Annotated in this window: 14 protein-coding genes; 8 read left to right on the forward strand and 6 right to left on the reverse strand. The window is 67.7% G+C overall.

Annotated features, from left to right (window positions below):
• Window position 1 precedes the first annotated feature (1 nt).
• Window positions 2-937, reverse strand: coding sequence for a sulfate adenylyltransferase subunit CysD (gene cysD / locus ACNKFW_RS14305; protein WP_024842559.1), 936 nt, complete (start codon window positions 935-937; stop codon window positions 2-4).
• Here cysD and ACNKFW_RS14310 point away from each other — a divergent pair.
• From ACNKFW_RS14310 to ACNKFW_RS14345, 8 genes are all read left to right on the forward strand, one after another.
• On the forward strand, window positions 918-1,295 hold the full coding sequence (locus ACNKFW_RS14310; RefSeq protein ID WP_147429066.1) for a hypothetical protein: 378 nt from the start codon (window positions 918-920) through the stop codon (window positions 1,293-1,295). The genes cysD and ACNKFW_RS14310 overlap by 20 nt on opposite strands.
• 96 nt (window positions 1,296-1,391) lie before the next feature.
• Window positions 1,392-2,984: a glycerol-3-phosphate dehydrogenase gene (gene glpD, locus ACNKFW_RS14315; protein WP_147429065.1), complete on the forward strand. Its 1,593-nt coding sequence runs from the start codon at window positions 1,392-1,394 to the stop codon at window positions 2,982-2,984.
• 14 nt (window positions 2,985-2,998) lie between these two features.
• Entirely contained in the window at window positions 2,999-4,078 is a 1,080-nt protein-coding gene (locus tag ACNKFW_RS14320) for an ABC transporter ATP-binding protein (protein ID WP_147429064.1), read from the forward strand.
• Window position 4,079: 1 nt separating this feature from the next.
• Window positions 4,080-5,165, forward strand: a complete 1,086-nt coding sequence (locus ACNKFW_RS14325; protein WP_024842562.1) for an ABC transporter ATP-binding protein — start codon at window positions 4,080-4,082, stop codon at window positions 5,163-5,165.
• On the forward strand, window positions 5,165-6,052 hold the full coding sequence (locus ACNKFW_RS14330) for a carbohydrate ABC transporter permease (RefSeq protein ID WP_024842563.1): 888 nt from the start codon (window positions 5,165-5,167) through the stop codon (window positions 6,050-6,052). The genes ACNKFW_RS14325 and ACNKFW_RS14330 overlap by 1 nt, the downstream gene beginning before the upstream one ends.
• Window positions 6,052-6,855: a carbohydrate ABC transporter permease gene (locus tag ACNKFW_RS14335; RefSeq protein ID WP_024842564.1), complete on the forward strand. Its 804-nt coding sequence runs from the start codon at window positions 6,052-6,054 to the stop codon at window positions 6,853-6,855. Before ACNKFW_RS14330 ends, ACNKFW_RS14335 begins: the two co-directional genes overlap by 1 nt.
• A complete protein-coding gene (locus ACNKFW_RS14340) occupies window positions 6,855-7,280 on the forward strand; it encodes a DUF2160 domain-containing protein (RefSeq protein WP_024842565.1) in 426 nt (141 codons plus the stop codon). Before ACNKFW_RS14335 ends, ACNKFW_RS14340 begins: the two co-directional genes overlap by 1 nt.
• Window positions 7,281-7,318: 38 nt before the next feature.
• A complete protein-coding gene (locus ACNKFW_RS14345; RefSeq protein WP_024842566.1) occupies window positions 7,319-9,040 on the forward strand; it encodes an ABC transporter substrate-binding protein in 1,722 nt (573 codons plus the stop codon).
• A gap of 157 nt (window positions 9,041-9,197) precedes the next feature.
• On the opposite strand, the gene ACNKFW_RS14350 is transcribed toward ACNKFW_RS14345, so the two are convergent.
• From ACNKFW_RS14350 to ACNKFW_RS14370, 5 genes are read right to left on the reverse strand one after another with little or no spacing between them, the layout of a single operon-like run.
• Window positions 9,198-10,202 carry a DUF6925 family protein gene (locus tag ACNKFW_RS14350; protein ID WP_147429062.1) on the reverse strand — a complete coding sequence of 335 codons (1,005 nt, stop codon included), beginning with the start codon at window positions 10,200-10,202 and terminating at the stop codon, window positions 9,198-9,200.
• Window positions 10,199-10,954, reverse strand: a complete 756-nt coding sequence (locus tag ACNKFW_RS14355) for an ABC transporter ATP-binding protein (RefSeq protein WP_114669112.1) — start codon at window positions 10,952-10,954, stop codon at window positions 10,199-10,201. The genes ACNKFW_RS14350 and ACNKFW_RS14355 overlap by 4 nt, the downstream gene beginning before the upstream one ends.
• Window positions 10,955-10,956: 2 nt before the next feature.
• Entirely contained in the window at window positions 10,957-11,949 is a 993-nt protein-coding gene (locus ACNKFW_RS14360; RefSeq protein ID WP_024842569.1) for a FecCD family ABC transporter permease, read from the reverse strand.
• Window positions 11,946-12,797, reverse strand: a complete 852-nt coding sequence (locus ACNKFW_RS14365) for an ABC transporter substrate-binding protein (RefSeq protein ID WP_418025496.1) — start codon at window positions 12,795-12,797, stop codon at window positions 11,946-11,948. The genes ACNKFW_RS14360 and ACNKFW_RS14365 overlap by 4 nt, the downstream gene beginning before the upstream one ends.
• Complete coding sequence (locus ACNKFW_RS14370) at window positions 12,791-14,710, reverse strand: TonB-dependent receptor plug domain-containing protein (protein ID WP_024842571.1); 1,920 nt, start codon at window positions 14,708-14,710, stop codon at window positions 12,791-12,793. Before ACNKFW_RS14370 ends, ACNKFW_RS14365 begins: the two co-directional genes overlap by 7 nt.
• Window positions 14,711-14,733: the final 23 nt, after the last annotated feature.

The raw sequence follows: 14,733 nt of genomic DNA on the forward strand, positions 1-14,733 counted from the left end.
CTCAGAAATACCCCTCTTGCTTCTTTTTCTCCATCGAGGCCGACTGGTCGTGGTCGATGGCGCGGCCCTGCCGCTCGGACGTGGTGGTCAGCAGCATTTCCTGGATGACCTCGGGCAGGGTCTTGGCGTTCGATTCCACCGCGCCGGTCAGCGGATAGCAGCCCAGCGTGCGGAAGCGCACCGATTTCATCATCGGCTGCTCGCCGTCGCGCAGGCGGAAGCGGTCGTCATCGACCATGATCAGCAGGCCGTCGCGTTCCACCACCGGCCGCAGGTCCGAGAAATACAAGGGCACGATGTCGATGTTTTCCAGGTGGATATACTGCCAGATGTCCAGCTCGGTCCAGTTCGACAGCGGGAAGACCCGGATCGATTCGCCCTTGCCCTTGCGGGTGTTGTAAAGCTTCCACAGCTCGGGGCGCTGGTTCTTGGGATCCCAGCGGTGGTTGGCCGAGCGGAACGAGAACACCCGCTCCTTGGCGCGCGATTTCTCCTCGTCGCGGCGGGCGCCGCCGAAGGCCACGTCGAAGTTGTATTGGCTCAGCGCCTGCTTCAGACCGTCGGTCTTCCACATGTCGGTATGCAGGCTGCCGTGGTCGAAGGGGTTGATGCCCTTTTCCATCGCCTCGGGGTTGTGGTGGACGATCAGCTCCATGCCCGCCTGCGCCGCGGCGCGGTCGCGCAGCTCGTACATGGCGCGGAACTTCCAGGTGGTATCCACATGCAGAAGCGGGAAGGGCGGCGGGGCCGGGTAGAATGCCTTCTTCGCCAGATGCAGCATGCAGGCCGAATCCTTGCCCACCGAATAGAGCATCACCGGATTGTCGGCCGTTGCCACGACCTCGCGCATGATCTGGATGCTTTCGGCTTCAAGCCGCTGAAGATGGGTCAGCGTGGCCACCTGACCCCCGGTTTCTATGACGGATTGGCTGTTCATCTGGTCGGCCCTTGTTCTAGGATGCGCCGTCCTTGCCAGATTTTCCCGGCAAGACCAAGCCCGGCGCTGGCAAAACGGCGTCACTTTGCCGCATCGCCGGCATTGTTGCTGCATTGCGGCAACGTCGGGCCGGGTGAAAGGGCCGTGCGCGGGCGTGAAAATGCCTTTCTACCTGCGGTTGCTGCGGCCATATGATTCTAAAACGTTCGTTTCAGTTCGTTCCTGGTGGCTGATGGGCGCCTGCCTGCGCGACCTTGCGGGAAAAACCGCGCATTCCATCGCCGATTCCTTGCTGCAAGCGCAATATTTCGCCGCGAATCATGCTGCATTGCCGCAGGTGTTCATTCGTTTATCGTAAAAACGATCATAAGCGAAAATTTTCGCTTGACCGGAGTCACGAAGCCGTTACACCTTTCGGCTATCGACGGACGCGCAGCGACGGGGAGGGATCGGCGTGCCGGCACCAACGCGGCCCCAGGCCGACCTTTTCATCATCGGCGGTGGAATCAACGGCTGCGGCATCGCGCGCGACGCGGCGGGGCGCGGGCTTTCGGTCACGCTGGCCGAGATGGGCGACCTGGCGCAGGCGACCTCCTCGGCATCGACCAAGCTGTTCCATGGCGGGCTGCGCTATCTGGAGTTCTTTGAATTCCGCCTGGTGCGCGAGGCGCTGGAGGAGCGCGAGACCCTGCTGGCCGCGATGCCGCATATCTCCTGGCCGATGCGCTTCGTGCTGCCCTGGTCGCCCGACATGCGCTTCGAGGCCGACACGCCGACCTCGCGCATCCTGTCCTGGACGATGCCCTGGCTGCGCGGCCGCCGGCCAGCCTGGCTGATCCGGCTGGGGCTGTTCCTTTACGACAACCTGGGCGGGCGCAAGATCCTGCCGGGAACCAGGCGGCTTGACCTGTCCCGCGATCCGCTGGGCCTGCCGCTGAAGCCGGGCTTTCGGCTGGGCTGGGAATATTCCGATTGCTGGGTGCAGGATTCGCGTCTGGTGGTGCTGAACGCCCGCGATGCGCGGGCGCGCGGCGCCACCATCCTGACCCGCACCCGCGTCACCCGTGCCGAGCGCGCGGACGGGCTGTGGCGCATCACCACCGAGGGGCCGGGGGGCACGCGCATCCACCACGCCCGCGCGCTGGTCAATGCCGGCGGGCCCTGGGTCGAGGACGTGATCCGCAACGTCGCGCATATCCCCTCGGCCGAGGGCGTGCGGCTGGTGCGCGGCAGCCATATCGTCGTGCCGCGGCTTTACGACCACGACCGCTGCTATTTCTTCCAGGGCACGGACGGGCGGATCATCTTCGCGATTCCCTTCGAGGAAGATTTCACCCTGATCGGCACCACCGACATGGACCATCGCGCCCCCCCCGGCGAGGCGCGCTGCACCGAGGAAGAGCGCGACTATCTCTGCGCCTTCGCCAGCCGCTATTTCGCCCGCCCGGTGACGCCCGACCAGGTGGTCTGGACTTATTCCGGGGTGCGGCCGCTTTACGACGATGGTGCCAAATCGGCCACGGCGGCGACGCGGGACTATGTCCTCAGCCTGCAGGATGGCGAGGCGGGCGGGGCGCCGCTGCTCAATGTCTTCGGCGGCAAGATCACTACCTATCGCCGGCTGGCCGAGGGCGCGCTGGCCAGGCTCGCACCCTTCTTTCCGCAGGCGGGCGGGGACTGGACCGCGCGGGTGCCGCTGCCGGGCGGCGATTTCCCGGTGGACGGGGTCGAGGCTCTGGTCGCGCAGTTGCAGGCGCGCCATCCCTTCCTGTCGCCACGGCTGTCGCGCCGGCTGGTGCGCAGCTACGGCACCGAGTCCTTCCTGCTGCTCGATGGCGCCGCAAGCCTCGGGGATCTGGGCCGCGATTTCGGCGCCGGGCTGACCGAGGCCGAGGTGATGTGGCTGATCCGCCATGAATTCGCCCAGACCGCCGAGGACATCCTGTGGCGCCGCACCAAGCTGGGCCTGCACATGACCGAGGCGCAGCGCCGCGAGCTGGAGGCCTTCGTGGACCGGCACCACGCCGCCCATTCGGCAGCGGAATAGGGGGAGGACGGGCCGTGCTGGACTTGCAGGGCGTATCGCGGTCGGTCGGCGGCCGGGCGCATATCCATCCCACCAGCCTGACCTTGCAAAGGGGCAGCATGAACGTGCTGCTGGGGCCGACGCTGTCGGGCAAGACCAGCCTGATGCGGCTGATGGCGGGGCTGGACCAGCCGACGACCGGCCGCATCCTCTGGGACGGGCGGGACGTGACCGGCCAGCGGGTGCAGGACCGCGGCATCGCCATGGTCTATCAGCAATTCATCAACTATCCCGGCCTTTCGGTCTATGAAAACATCGCCTCGCCCCTGCGCATCCTGCGCCGGCCGCGGGACGAGATCGACCGCAAGGTGCGCGAGACCGCCGAGATGCTGCGCCTGACGCCGATGCTGGCGCGCAAGCCGCTGGAGCTTTCGGGCGGCCAGCAGCAACGCTGCGCCCTGGCCCGCGCGCTGGTCAAGGGCGCCGGGCTGGTGCTGCTGGACGAGCCGCTGGCGAATCTCGACTACAAGCTGCGGGAAGAGCTGCGGATCGAGATCCCGCGCATCTTCGAGGCGTCGGGCGCGATCTTCGTCTATGCCACCACCGAGCCCGAGGAGGCGCTGCTCTTGGGCGGCCATACCGCGACGCTGTGGCAGGGCCGGGTGACGCAGTTCGGCCCGACGCCCACGGTCTATCGCCAGCCGGTCGATGCGACCACGGCGCGGGTGTTCAGCGACCCGCCGATGAATTTCGTCGCCGCCCGCAAGCAGGGCGGTGCCGTCAGCTTCGGCGACAGCGCGCTGGCTTCGGGCGGTTTCGCCGACCTGGCCGACGGCGCCTATCTGGCCGGGTTCCGCGCCAACCACCTGTCGCTGGCCCGGCAAGGAACGGCGGCGGTTGCTTTCGCCTGCACGCTCGTCGGGACCGAGATCACCGGCTCGGAAACCTTCGTCCATGTCGAGCATGGCGCCGACCGCTGGGTCGGGCTGGTCGAGGGCGTGCATCCCTTGACCCCCGGCCAGCCGCTGACGGTCTGGCTGGACCCGGCGCATGTCTATCTGTTCGACGCGTCCGGGCGGCTTGCCGCTCCGGCCGCCTATGCGAGGGCGGCCTGACATGGCGCGGATCTCCCTGCAGAACCTGGCCCACAGCTACCTTCCCCATCCCCGGTCCGAGGCGGATTACGCGCTCAAGCAGATGGACCATGTCTGGCAGGATGGCGGCGCCTATGCGCTGCTGGGCGCCTCGGGCTGCGGCAAGACCACGCTTCTGAACATCATCTCGGGGCTTCTGACCCCCAGCCAGGGCCGGGTGCTGTTTGGCGAGCGCGACGTGACCGCGGCCCCCACGGCCGAGCGCAACATCGCCCAGGTGTTCCAGTTCCCGGTGGTCTACGACACCATGACGGTGCGCGACAACCTGGCCTTCCCGCTGAGGAACCGCGGCAAGGACGCCGCCTATGTCAAGGCGCGGGTGGATCAGATCGCCCGCATGATCGGCATGGAGGCATGGCTGAACCGCAAGGCGCAGGGCCTGACCGCCGATGCCAAGCAGAAGATCAGCCTGGGGCGCGGCATGGTGCGCGAGGACGTGAACGCGATCCTGTTCGACGAGCCGCTGACCGTCATCGACCCGCAGATGAAATGGGAGCTGCGCACCCAGCTCAAGGAACTGCACCGCCAGTTCGGCCATACCATGATCTACGTCACCCACGACCAGACCGAGGCGCTGACCTTTGCCCAGCAGGTCGTGGTCATGCATGAGGGCCGCGTGGTGCAGATGGGCACGCCCGAGGAACTGTTCGAAAAGCCCGCCCATACCTTCGTGGGCTATTTCATCGGCTCGCCCGGCATGAACTTCCTCGATGCCGCGCTGCAGGGCGACCGCGCCCTGCTGCCCGGCGGCGAGGCGGTGGCGCTGGGGGCGCATTATCCCCCGGTCGCGGGCCGGGTGCAGATCGGCATCCGCCCCGAACATGCCAGGCTGGTGGCCGGCGGCGGGCTGGCCCTGACCATCCGCCGCATCGAGGACGTGGGCCGGCATCGGCTGGTGCGCGGCGAGGTGGCGGGCCGGCCGCTGAACGTGGTCATGCCCGAGGGCCTGCCGGTCGAGGGCCTGCCGCAGGTCGCCTTCGCGCCGGGCAAGATCAACGTCTATGCCGACGACTGGCGCGTCGCGCCGCTGGATGAGGGGGCCGGCTGATGGAAAAGACCCAGAACAACAAGGCCTGGTTTCTGGTCCTGCCGGTGCTGGTCGTGGTCGCCTTTTCGGCGGTGATCCCGCTGATGACGGTGGTGAACTATTCGGTGAACGACACGTTCGGCAACAACGCCTTCTTCTGGGCGGGGCTCGAATGGTTCGACGAGATGGTGCATTCCCGCCGCCTGCACGGGGCGCTGGGACGGCAGGCGCTGTTTTCCGCCATCATCCTGGCCATCGAGGTGCCGCTGGGCATCTTCGTGGCGCTGAACATGCCCAAGAAGGGCTTCTGGTCCAGCCTGGTGCTGGTGCTGATGGCGCTGCCCCTGCTGATCCCCTTCAATGTCGTGGGCACGATCTGGCAGATCTTCGGCCGCACCGACATCGGCCTGCTGGGGCGGGGGCTCAAGGCGCTGGGGCTGGACTACAACTACACGAATGATCCGATCGACGCCTGGATCACCGTGATCGTCATGGATGTCTGGCACTGGACCAGCCTGGTCGCGCTGCTCTGCTATGCCGGTCTGCAATCCATCCCGCAGGCCTATTACCAGGCCGCCCGGATCGACCAGGCCAGCCGCTGGGCGGTGTTTCGCTACATCGAGCTGCCCAAGATGAAGGGCGTGCTGCTGATCGCCGTGCTGCTGCGCTTCATGGACAGCTTCATGATCTATACCGAGCCCTTCGTCGTCACCGGCGGCGGGCCCGGCAACTCGACCACCTTCCTGTCCATCGACCTGGTGAAGATGGCGGTGGGGCAGTTCGACCTCGGTCCCGCCGCCGCCTTCTCGATCATGTATTTCCTGGTGATCCTGCTGGTCAGCTGGGTGTTCTACACCGTCATGACCAATATCGACCGCCGCCAGGACGACATCCCGGAGGGCATGTGATGCGCGTGAAGCCCTCGGCCCTGGTGATGCTGATCTACCTGCTGTTCCTGCTGGTGCCGATCTACTGGCTGGTCAACATGAGCCTCAAGACCAATGCCGAGATCACCGGCACCTTCAGCCTTTATCCGCACAACCTGACCCTGCGGAACTATCGGGTGATCCTGACCGATCCCAGCTGGTACATGGGCTATGTGAACTCGATCATCTACGTGGTGATGAACACGGTGATTTCCGTCGCCGTGGCGCTGCCCGCCGCCTATGCCTTCAGCCGCTACAGCTTCATGGGCGACAAGCACCTGTTCTTCTGGCTCTTGACCAACCGCATGTCGCCGCCGGCGGTCTTTGCGCTGCCCTTCTTCCAGCTTTATTCCTCGGTCGGGCTTTTCGACACGCATATCGCGGTGGCGCTGGCGCATTGCCTGTTCAACGTGCCGCTGGCGGTCTGGATCCTGGAAGGCTTCATGCGCGGCGTCCCGAAGGAGATCGACGAGACCGCCTATATCGACGGCTACAGCTTCCCGCGCTTCTTCGTACGGATCTTCATGCCGCTGATCGCCAGCGGGATCGGGGTCGCCGCCTTCTTCTGCTTCATGTTCAGCTGGGTCGAGCTGCTCTTGTCCCGCACGCTGACCTCGGTGAATGCCAAGCCCATCGCGGCGACGATGACGCGCACGGTTTCCGCAAGCGGCATGGATTGGGGCGTGCTGGCGGCGGCGGGGGTGCTGACCATCATTCCCGGCGCCTTGGTCATCTGGTTCGTGCGCAACTACATCGCCAAGGGCTTTGCCCTGGGGAGGGTCTGATGTCCGACGCCGCCATCCCGACGCACAAGCGCATCGCCTGGCCGGCGATCTATGCCGGGGCCGCCCTGCTGATGGGCGCGATCCTGGGCCTGCTGGTCTTGGCCACGCCGGTCAGGGACGGGGCCAGGGACTGGACCGGCCCGATGGTTCCCGGCGGCTGGATGGCCTGGACCTTTCCGGTGGCGCTGTTCTTCTGGGTGATCGCCAGCCTGCTGGTCTTGTTCACCATCCTGGCCATCCGCTTTCCGGAAACCCCGCGCCGCGGCATCCTGCGCATCGAGACGACGCGCGGCGACCGGTTGTTCATCTCGCTTCTCGGCTCGGCCTTCATCTGCCTGGGCTGGCTGTTCTTCGCAGGCCCGCCGCTGTGGTGGGGGCTCGCGCTCTGCCTCGTTTATGCCGCGGCGGTGTTCCGCTGGGTCTGACGGGGATCGGGAAACGGTGTCTCATCAGGGAGGAAAACATGAGACCGATGCAAAGGACCACGGCCATGGCGCTTGCGCTGATGGTCATGGGCGCGCCCGCCTGGGCGGACATGGAGGCGGCCAAGAGGTTCCTTGACGCCGAGATCGGCGATCTGTCCTCGCTTTCGCGCGAGGACCAGGAAAAGGAGATGCAATGGTTCATCGACGCCGCGCAGCCGCTGGCGGGGATGGAGATCAAGGTGGTCTCGGAAACCATCACCACGCATGAATACGAGGCCAAGGTGCTGGCGCCGGCCTTCACCGCCATCACCGGCATCCGGGTCACCCACGACCTGATCGGCGAGGGCGACGTGGTCGAGAAGCTGCAGACCCAGATGCAGACCGGCGAGAACATCTATGACGCCTATGTCAACGACAGCGACCTGATCGGCACGCATTGGCGTTATCAGCAGGCGCGCAGCCTGACCAGGTGGATGGAGGAGGAGGGCAAGGACTTCACCAGCCCGACGCTGGACCTTGACGATTTCATCGGGCTGGAGTTCACCACCGCCCCGGACGGCGAGCTCTACCAGCTGCCCGACCAGCAATTCGCCAACCTCTACTGGTTCCGCTACGACTGGTTCAACGACCCGAAGACCCAGGAGGATTTCAAGGCGAAATACGGCTACGACCTGGGCGTGCCGGTCAACTGGTCAGCCTATGAGGACATCGCCGAGTTCTTCACCGGCCGCGACATGTCCTATGTCGAGGGCGGCCCGACCAGGGCCTGGGGCAACATGGATTACGGCAAGAAGGATCCCAGCCTCGGCTGGCGCTATACCGATGCCTGGATGTCCATGGCCGGCATGGGCGACAAGGGCGAGCCGAACGGGCTGCCGGTCGACGAATGGGGCATCCGCGTCGACGAGAACTCGCGCCCCGTCGGTTCCTGCGTGGCGCGGGGCGGGGCGACCAACGACGCGGCGGCGGTCTATGCCGTGACCAAGGCCATCGACTGGCTCAAGAAATACACTCCGCCCGAGGCCATGGGCATGACCTTCGGCGAGGCGGGGCCGGTCCCGGCGCGCGGCGATATCGCCCAGCAGATGTTCTGGTACACCGCCTTCACCGCCGATATGGTCAAGCCCGGCACGCCGGTGATGAACGAGGACGGCACGCCGAAATGGCGCATGGCCCCCAGCCCGCACGGCGCCTATTGGTCCGAGGGCACCAAGATCGGCTATCAGGACGTGGGCTCCTGGACGCTGATGAAATCGACGCCGGTGGATCGCGCGCAGGCCGCCTGGCTTTACGCGCAATTCGTGACCTCGAAGACCGTGGACGTGAAGAAATCCCATGTCGGGCTGACCTTCATCCGCGAATCGACGATCCAGGACCAGTCCTTTACCGAGCGCGCGCCGCAGCTTGGCGGGCTGGTCGAGTTCTATCGCTCGCCCGCCCGCGTGCAATGGTCGCCGACCGGCACCAATATCCCCGATTATCCGAAGCTCGCGCAGCTCTGGTGGCAGAACATCGGCGACGCGCTTTCCGGTGCCAAGACCCCGCAAGAGGCGCTGGACGCGCTTTGCGCCGAGCAGGAGCGGGTGCTGGAGCGGCTGGAGCGCGCCGGCGTGCAGGGCGACCTGGGCCCCAAGATGAACGAGGAAAAGGATCCGCAGGAATGGCTGGCCGCCGAGGGCTCGCCCGTCGGCCCGCTGGAGAACGAAAAGCCGCAGGGCGAGACGATCTCCTATGACGAGCTGCTGAAGTCCTGGCAGTAATCGGCCTTGCGGGGCGGGGCTTCGGCCTCGCCCCTTTCCCTCGGGCCCAAGCCAGGCCGGAACCGCCGCCCTTGACCAGGGCGGAACCGACCGCCGCGGGGATGAAAAAAAGCGCCGTCAGGGCCAGGCGGGGCGGCCCGCCCCGCCTTTGCGGCGGTCAGTGGCCGGGTGCGTCCTGATCCGCGGGCGCCGCGTCGCGGTCGAAAGCCGCGCGCCATTGCGACAGCAGCGCCGAGGGTCCGTCCCGGCGTTCGGCCTGGCGCAGCGCGATGCGCAGCGCGGCGCGGGCATGGCGGTCGCCGGGCTCGGCCAGGGCCGAGGGCGGCTCGCCCGCTTCCAGCGCCGCCCAGACCCGTGCCTTCAGAGCATGGCGTTCGGCATCGCCCCAATCGGCCAGCATGGCCTGGAAATCGGCAAAGGCGGTGGCGTCGAAATCGCGGTCCTGGCCCAGGCTGTCCATGACCGGGCTGGTCGGATGCAGCCCGGCGACCGGCACCAGCCCGGGCGGGATCGGCGTATTCGCCGAATGGGTGCGGCCGGTGCGCAAAAGCTGCGGCAGGATATGCGTATGCGGCCCGACGGGCGAGATGCCGCCGGTATCGGGCCCGCCGATCTTCTGCCAGACCTCGATGCGCCCGATGCGGGTCAGCGCCACGCGATGCGGATGGGCGGGCAGGATCGCCGCCATGGCGCGGCTTTCCGGGTCGAGGACCGAGCGGCCGCATTCCGCCCGCAGCCGCGCGACCAGCACCGGATCGTCGCTGCGGATGCAGAAATCCACCTGCGGCTGGTCCAGGCCCAGGTCGAACAGCACCGCCCCGCGATCCTGGTCGCGCAGCGCGCCCGCATCGGGGCCAAGCTCGGTCAGCACCCGGCGCCGCGCCGTGCCCAGCCGCCCCTCGGGCAGGCAGAGCGAGACGCCCTGCTGCCAGCGATGCGGGCGCGGGCTCAGCGCCTCCCAGGCGATGGGGGTCAGGTCGGCCAGGTCGTCCAGCCGCACCCCTCCGCGTTCGGTAACGATGCCGCAGCCCTCCAGCGGCTGCGGCGGCGGATCGCCCGCGACATGGTGGAACTCGGCGATGGCCCCGAAGGAGCCCATGGACCATCCCGCCCCGGTATCGGTCATCAGCGCGCCCAGCCGGTCCGCCAGCATGTCGGTCATCGGTCCTCTCCCTCAATGGTGCCGAGCGGCTGGAACAGGATGCCGCCGGGGCCCTGCGCCAGATGGGCGGTGATGCCGAAGACGCGGGCGAGGTTTTCGGCGGTCAGCACCGCCTGGGGCGGGCCGTCGGCGGCGATCCGGCCCTGGTGCAGCATGACGAGCCGCGTGCAATGCCGCGCCGCCAGCCCCAGGTCGTGCAGCGAGGCCAGCACCGCATGACCCCGGTCGGCCAGCCGGGAAAACAGCCGCATCGCGTCGATCTGCGCGGCCGGGTCGAGGCCCGCGATGGGCTCGTCGGCGATCAGCAGCGGGGTTTCCTGGGCGAGCGCGCGGGCGATCAGGGTGCGGGCCTGCTCGCCCCCCGACAATTCGGTGGCGCGGCGGTGGCGCAAGGGGCTCAGGTGCAGCGCCGCGATGGCGCGCTCGATTGCGGCGCGGTCTTCCGCGCTGGCGGAATGCGGATGCGCGATGCGGCCAAGCGCCACCAGCGCCTCGACCGGCATCGGCCAGGCGATCTCGCGGCCCTGCGGCATATAGGCGGCGGCGCGGGCGCGCTCGCGCACCGAAAGCCTTGCCAGCGAGGAATGGCCCCGCGCCGGCAAGAGCCCCAGCGCCGCGCGCAGAAGCGTGGTCTTGCCGGCGCCGTTCGGACCAAGCAGGCCCACGAACTCGCCCGCGCCGATGCTGAGGTCGATGCCGTCCAGCACCGCCTGGCCGCCGCGGTCGAGCGAAAGGGCGCGAAGCTCCAGCATGGTCACAGCCCCTCGCGCCGGGTTTTCAGGATCAGGTGCAGGAAGAAGGGTGCGCCGACCAGCGCCGTGAGCACCCCGAGCTTCAGGTCGCGACCCGGTGCCAGCCAGCGCACCGCGATGTCGGCGGCCAGCACCGTGGCCGCGCCCCCCAGCGCCGCTGCCGGGACCAGCCGCGCCGGGCTGGCGCCGACGGCACGGCGCAGCACATGCGGCACCACCAGCCCGACGAAGCCCACCGTGCCGGCGACCGCCGTGGCGCCGCCGATCAGCGCCGCGATGCCCGCGACCAGCATCAGCCGCAGCCGGCCCAGGTGCACACCGCTGGAGGCCGCCGCGTCCTCGCCCAGCGTCAGGGCCTCGAGCGCGGGGCGCATGGGCCAGAGCAGGGCGAAGCCCAGCAGCATGAAGGGTGCCGCGATCCAGACATGCAGCATCGAACGGTCAGCCAGCGAGCCCATCATCCAGAACACGATCTCATTGATGGCAAAGGGATTGGGCGACAGGTTCAGCACCAGCGAGGTCGCGGCCCCCGCCAGCGCCGAGATGGCGATGCCGGCCAGGATCAGCGCCAGCGTGCCGCCGCGCGGCCCGGCAAGCATCAGCACCAGCAGCACCGACAGCGCCGCGCCCGCCAGCGCCGCCAGCGGCAGGCCCAGGGGAAAGGCGGCGGAAAGCCCGGTCTGGATCGCCAGCACCGCCCCCAGCGCGGCCGAGGCGCTGGTGCCGATCAGCCCCGGCTCGGCCAGCGGGTTGCGCAGGAAGCCTTGCAGCACCGCACCCGCCATTCCCAGCGCCGCCCCGACCATCAGCCCCAGGATGGCGCGCGGCAGGCGCAATTCGCGCATCACCAACGCCAGCAGGTCGTCGCCGCCGCGAAACAGCGCGGCCAGGCTTTCACCGGGACCGATGCCGGCCGGGCCGGTCAGCAGCGAGGCCAGGAACAGCGCCGCGACCAGCGCGGAAAGCCCGGCGAAAAGCAGGCCCTGCCGGTTCATGGCGCGTCCCGCAGGGCCAGCCGCGCGTCGCGCAGCCCCGCCACGGCACGCAGGATGAAGGGAGTGCCGCAGATCCAGTCGGGGTCCGAGATGACCTCGGCCGGCCTGCCCCGGCTCAGCGCCTTCAGCGCCGGGTGGTCCAGCATCTCCTGCGCGCGGGCATGGCCCTCGTAGCGGCGGCCCTCGATCAGCAGGTCGGGATCGGCAAGCAGCAGCGATTCCAGCGCCAGCGTCCCGCCTGCCGGCAGGCCGAGTTCATCGGCGATATTGTCGAATCCGGCCAGATCCACGATCTGCCCGGCCAGGCTGTCGCGGCCGGAACTGTAGCCGTTGGCCATGTAAAGCGCCGCGCGCGGCCGCGGCCCCGGCGGCGCATCGGCCAGCCGCGCCAGGTCGGCGTCGAAACGCGCCAGCATCGCTTGGGCCTGGGCCTCGCGCCCCAGCACCTCGCCCATACGGCGGATATTGGCGCGGATGCCGGCGATGTCGGTTTCGATCGGGAACATCTCGACCGGGATCTCCAGGCGCTTGAGCAGCCGGATGGTCTCGGGCGTGGACCATGCCCCGGCCAGCACCAGATCGGGCCGCATCAGGAAGATTTCCTCGGCCAGGCCGTGGTTGAAAGGCAGCCGCGCCGCCTGATCCGCCATGGCCGAGGCGGTCGGATCCTGCGCCAGATAGGAGACCGAGACCAGCTGGCCCGGCGCCGCCAGCATCAGCGCCAGCTGGTCGGTGCAGAGGTTCATCGACAGCACCCGGCGCGGCGGCTCGGCCGCGCCGGGCTGGAAAAATCCCGGCAGGATCAGGCCGGCCAGAAGGCCGGCGACAAGGCCGAGCCGCCTTACCATTTCGCCGTCAGGCCGGCGTAAAGGGTGCGGCCCTGACCGTAATAGCCCCAGGATTCGGAATAGTCCCGGTCGAACAGGTTCACCACGCGGCCTGTCAGGCGCAGGTTTTCGGTCAGGTCATAGCCGGCGGCCAGGTTGACGGTGACGTAATCGGGCAATTCGGTGGTCGGCGGGCTGTAGTTCCTGAACCATTCCGCGTCGTAACTGCTGCCGGCATAGCGCAGATCGGCTGTGACCGAACCGCGCCCCTGCGCAATATCGGCCGTCGCGCGCAGGCCAAGCAGGTGGCGGGGCTGGCGCACGACGGGCTGGTCGTCCTCTGTGCGGGCATCCGTGTAGGTATAGGTCGCGCCCAGCCGAAGCCAGTCGGTCGCTTCATATTCCAGGTCGGCCTCGAACCCCTTGCGCTTGCTGGTGCCGTCAAGGTTTTGCGACGTGTTGCCGGTCCCGATGATCATATCCTCGACCTTGCTGGTGAAAAGCGTCACTCCCAGCGCGCCCCGCCCCGCGGCAAAGTTCCAGTCGGCGCCGATTTCCTGGCTGCGGCTGGTTTCGGGCGTCAGATCGGCATTGCCGTCATAGCTGCCCGGCGCATAGCCATAAAGTTCGAACATGGTGGGATTGACGATGGCTTTGCCGGCCGCTGCGCGCAGACGCAGGTCGCGGCCGGGCACCTGCCATGCCGCGGCGATGTTCCAGGTGGTCGCATGGCGGAAATCGTCGTTGAAATCGCGCCGCATGCCGGCCTGGACGCCGATCCCGTTGTCGAACTGTCCCTGATATTCCAGAGAGGCCGATTTCGTGTCGCGCTCGTACCGGCCGCCCGATGCAAAGGAGTTCTCGTAGATCTCGCGTTTCTTCTGCACCGCCACATTCAGCTTTTGCGCGGCATCGCGGGCATTGCCGCCATCCAGCGCCCAACTGCCGGTATATTTGAAGTTCCGCAGCCGCGAGGCGTCGCTGTAATCCGGCAGGCCGCCGTTGAAATGCGCCGTGTTCTGGTTGGCGCCAGAGACGGCAAAGCGGTTGAGCAGCCTGCCGCCGAAAGCTTCGCCTTCCAGCCACAGCGAACCATAGGTTTCGTCCCGGTCGGCGGTCAGCGGTGCGTCGACGATATAGTCGTCGGGCGAATCCACGAAAGAGACGGCCCGGTCATAACCGTATTCCTGCCAGATGCGCCTAAGCGTGAAACCGACGGTCGCGCTTTCGGTCAGATCATATGAGCCGTTCAGGCCCAGCACGCGCTGCCGGTTGAACTCGGTATCCCCGCCGGGGCTGCGCGATTCGTCCTCGCCATCGGTGCGGCGCGCCACCGCGGACAGGCTGATGCTGCCGCGCCCGTCCCCCGCCTGCACAAAGGCGCTGGCGGTGCGGGTGTCCAACCCGCCGATCTCGACCGTGCCGCCATAGCCCGGCCCCTGCGCAGAGGCGCGACGGGTGGTGATCGAGATGACGCCGGATGCGGCATTGGCGCCGTAGATGGCGGATTGCGGGCCGCGCAGCACCTCGATGCGCTCGATGTCCTCGGCCAGCATGCCGCTGAAGATATAGTCGCCGTTGCCGGGGGAATTGGCCTCGACCCCGTCGATCAGCACCAGCACGTGATTGGATTCGCCGCCGCGGATGCGGATCTTGGCCACCGTTTCGCCGGTCGAGGTGACGGAAAGTCCGGGGACCGTGCGCAAAGCGTCCTGGACGGTGATGACCCGGCGGCTTTGCAGGTCTTCGCTGGTCAGCACGGTATGGGCGCGGCCATAGGCGCTTTCGGCCACCGGCGACAGGCCGGCGGACAGGACCAGGGTGTCAAGCACGACCTGGTCCTGGACCTGCTGGCCCGTGGCGGCACAGGGCAACAGGGCGGCGGGCAGTACGGCGGCGGTTGTGGCCAGCAGCGAAAGCGGGGTTCTGAACATTCCAAAGCCTTTCCAGCGCGGGC

Origin of the sequence: Paracoccus sp. TD-10 (assembly GCF_048270675.1) — a bacterium.
Lineage (GTDB): Bacteria > Pseudomonadota > Alphaproteobacteria > Rhodobacterales > Rhodobacteraceae > Paracoccus > Paracoccus pantotrophus.

What these genes read in the sequence shown, in the direction of transcription:
- ACNKFW_RS14310 (WP_147429066.1), top strand. Translation starts at nt 918, where the DNA reads ATGACGGATTGGCTGTTCATCTGGTCGGCCCTTGTTCTAGGATGCGCC.
- cysD (WP_024842559.1), bottom strand. Translation starts at nt 937, where the DNA reads ATGAACAGCCAATCCGTCATAGAAACCGGGGGTCAGGTGGCCACGCTG.
- ACNKFW_RS14325 (WP_024842562.1), top strand. Translation starts at nt 4,080, where the DNA reads ATGGCGCGGATCTCCCTGCAGAACCTGGCCCACAGCTACCTTCCCCAT.
- ACNKFW_RS14330 (WP_024842563.1), top strand. Translation starts at nt 5,165, where the DNA reads ATGGAAAAGACCCAGAACAACAAGGCCTGGTTTCTGGTCCTGCCGGTG.
- ACNKFW_RS14335 (WP_024842564.1), top strand. Translation starts at nt 6,052, where the DNA reads ATGCGCGTGAAGCCCTCGGCCCTGGTGATGCTGATCTACCTGCTGTTC.
- ACNKFW_RS14340 (WP_024842565.1), top strand. Translation starts at nt 6,855, where the DNA reads ATGTCCGACGCCGCCATCCCGACGCACAAGCGCATCGCCTGGCCGGCG.
- ACNKFW_RS14345 (WP_024842566.1), top strand. Translation starts at nt 7,319, where the DNA reads ATGAGACCGATGCAAAGGACCACGGCCATGGCGCTTGCGCTGATGGTC.
- ACNKFW_RS14350 (WP_147429062.1), bottom strand. Translation starts at nt 10,202, where the DNA reads ATGACCGACATGCTGGCGGACCGGCTGGGCGCGCTGATGACCGATACC.
- ACNKFW_RS14355 (WP_114669112.1), bottom strand. Translation starts at nt 10,954, where the DNA reads ATGCTGGAGCTTCGCGCCCTTTCGCTCGACCGCGGCGGCCAGGCGGTG.
- ACNKFW_RS14360 (WP_024842569.1), bottom strand. Translation starts at nt 11,949, where the DNA reads ATGAACCGGCAGGGCCTGCTTTTCGCCGGGCTTTCCGCGCTGGTCGCG.
- ACNKFW_RS14365 (WP_418025496.1), bottom strand. Translation starts at nt 12,797, where the DNA reads ATGGTAAGGCGGCTCGGCCTTGTCGCCGGCCTTCTGGCCGGCCTGATC.
- ACNKFW_RS14370 (WP_024842571.1), bottom strand. Translation starts at nt 14,710, where the DNA reads ATGTTCAGAACCCCGCTTTCGCTGCTGGCCACAACCGCCGCCGTACTG.